The sequence below is a fragment of the Streptomyces sp. UH6 genome, from assembly GCF_013421635.1.
GTDB classification, from domain to species: Bacteria; Actinomycetota; Actinomycetes; order Streptomycetales; family Streptomycetaceae; genus Streptomyces; species Streptomyces abyssomicinicus.
Genome location: NZ_JACADT010000827.1, coordinates 1 through 2,548, shown reverse-complemented (window position 1 = coordinate 2,548; position 2,548 = coordinate 1). Strand labels below are relative to the sequence as shown.

Annotated in this window: 3 protein-coding genes; all 3 read right to left on the bottom strand. The window is 73.0% G+C overall.

What is annotated here, in order from left to right:
* Positions 1-369 (bottom strand): hypothetical protein (locus HW445_RS26390; protein WP_180223391.1); only part of this gene is annotated, 369 nt, incomplete at its 3' end.
* Between the two features lie 79 nt (positions 370-448).
* Positions 449-832, bottom strand: a complete 384-nt coding sequence (locus tag HW445_RS26385; protein WP_180223390.1) for a PPOX class F420-dependent oxidoreductase — start codon at positions 830-832, stop codon at positions 449-451.
* Positions 833-850: 18 nt separating this feature from the next.
* Positions 851-2,392, bottom strand: coding sequence for an AMP-binding protein (locus HW445_RS26380; protein ID WP_180223389.1), 1,542 nt, complete (start codon positions 2,390-2,392; stop codon positions 851-853).
* Between the last annotated feature and the right edge of the window lie 156 nt (positions 2,393-2,548).

Below are 2,548 nucleotides of genomic sequence, written 5' to 3'. Positions count from 1 at the left end.
CTTGCGCAGCACGCGGCCGCGCAGGAGCTCGTACTCCTCCCGGCAGCGGCGGATCTCGGCGGGGCGGGCGATCACCCGGCCGCCGGTGACGGTCTCGTCGGGGCCGAACTGCTCACGGGTGAGGTCGATCTCGACCCCGGCGCCAAGACGGTTCCACCAGTGGTAGTCGGTCCACCGGCCGTCGGCGTGGACCTCCCCGCGGACCAGGTCGCCGCCGAGGAGGTCGTGCAGGACCAGTGCCGTGACGCCGCACTGGTCGCGGGCCGGGTTGTCGGGGCGCCAGCGCGGCCGGTATTCGGGGGTGCAGGTCTCGGCGCTCCAACTGGCGCGGATCGCCTGCTCGATGTCGGTCAGCAGCAACGGGCTCATGGCGACGATCCTGCCGCACGGCACCGACACGGCGGGGCCGGCGGAGCGGGGCGGGACGGTTCCGCTCCGCCGGAGGGACTCAGTCGGCCGGGCTGATCAGGACCGCCACGGTGGAGGTGTGCCCGCCGCGCAGCCGGCTGCCGAGCAGGGTCAGGCGGCCGGACAGACCGTACTTGCGGACGATGCCGCGGCGGATGCGCGCCGTGTCCTCGGGCGTGCCGAGCCGTGCGCGGGCCTCCACGGCCTCGCCCTTGAGGTTGCCCCGGAAGTCGCAGGGGGCCACCGTCACCCGGCCGTCGCGGCGTATCCGCTTGACCTTGCCGCTGTCCACGCGGGTCCAGACGGCCAGCGCGCCCTCACCGTCCGGCACCACCCAGACGGGGGTGGCCACCGCCCGGCCGTCCTTGCGGAACGTCGTCACCGAGACGTACGGGGCGGTGGCCAGGGCGTCGAGAGTACTCATGTCCCGCAGGCTACCGGGTCAGTTGACGCCGCGGTCAGATTCGCGCCAGTAGGGCTGCCGCAGCTTGAACTTCTGGATCTTCCCGGTGGCGGTGCGCGGGATGGAGTCGCGGAACTCCACACTGGTGGGCGCCTTGTAGCCGGCCATCCGCTCCTTGCAGTGCGCGATGATCTCGGCCTCCCCGGGCTCGGCGCCCTCGGCCGGCACCACCAGCGCCTTGACCGTCTCGCCCCACTTCTCGTGCGGCACGCCGATCACCGCCACCTCGGCGACCGCGGGATGGCTGAAGATCACGTCCTCGACCTCGATCGACGAGACGTTCTCGCCGCCGGTGATGATGACGTCCTTCTTGCGGTCGGAGATGGTGAGGTGGCCGTCGTCGGGGTCGAGGGTGCCGCCGTCACCGGTGTGGAACCAGCCGTCGTCGAGCGCGTCCGAGGTGGCCTCCGGCTTCTCCCAGTAGCCCTCCATCACGGTGTTGGAGCGGGCCAGCACCTCGCCGGACTCGGAGATCCTCAGCCGGGTGCCCAGGGTGGGCAGGCCCGCGCGGGACAGCCGGTGGGCGCGCCGCTCCGGGGGCAGGGCGTCGTCGGCGGGCAGGGAGCGGTTGAAGGTGAGCAGCGGAGCGGTCTCGGTGAGGCCGTAGATCTGCAGGAACTCCCAGCCGAGTTCCTCGCCCACCCGCTGGATGGTGCGGCTGGGCGGCGGCGCGCCCGCGCAGACGATGCGCACCCGGTCACGGCCGGGGATCTCGCCCTCCCAGTCGGCGGCGGCGTCCAGCACCGCGTTCCAGACGGCCGGGGCTCCGCACATCAGGGTGACGCCGTGCCGCTCGACGCGGCGCAGGATCTCCGCGCCGTCGACCTTGCGCAGGACGATCTGCGGCACGCCGAGGCCGGCCATCACGAACGGCATGCCCCAGCCGTTGCAGTGGAACATGGGGAGCACGTGCAGGTAGACGTCGCGCTCCCAGGCCCGTGTGTGCAGACCGAAGGTGACCGCGTCCACCCAGATGTTGCGGTGGGTGAGCTGGACGCCCTTGGGGCGCGCGGTGGTGCCGGAGGTGTAGTTGACGGTGGCGGTGGCGTCCTCGTCGGGCCGGGACCAGGGCCGCGGTTCGACGCCGAACCGCATCAGCGCGTGGTCGGTCTCCTCGCCGAGGACGAAGCGGTGGCGTGCGGTCACCCCGCTGAGCGCGGCGTCCAGTTCGGGGTCGACCAGGAGTACCGAGGCTCCGCTCTGGCCGACGATGTAGTCGACCTCCTCCGGCCTCAGGCGGAAGTTGACCGGAACGCAGATCCGCCCGCTCATCGGCACCGCGAAGAGCAGTTCCAGCAGCCGGGCCGAGTTGTGGCTGACCACGGCGATCCGCTCGCCCTCCGCCACGCCGAGGGCGTCGAAGCCCGCCTGCCAGGCGCGGACCCGCTCGGCGAAGCGGCCGTAGGTGCTCTCCGGGACGGGCGGGGCGGGCTGTTCCGGCTCGTCCACCACGCCGGGGCCGTGGGCGAAGCCGGCCTCCGCCCGGTCGAGGAAGTCAGCGATGGTCATCGGCACCCGCATCGTTCTCGCTCCTCCGTACGGTGGACCGGCGGCCGGGCCGGCCGGCCGGATCGGCCATGGTCCCGACATCCCATCACCCCGGCAGCCGGAGGTGAACCCTCCGGCGCCCGGCGCGGCGGGCACGGACGTGCGGGGAAGGGAACGGGGGCGGGCGGC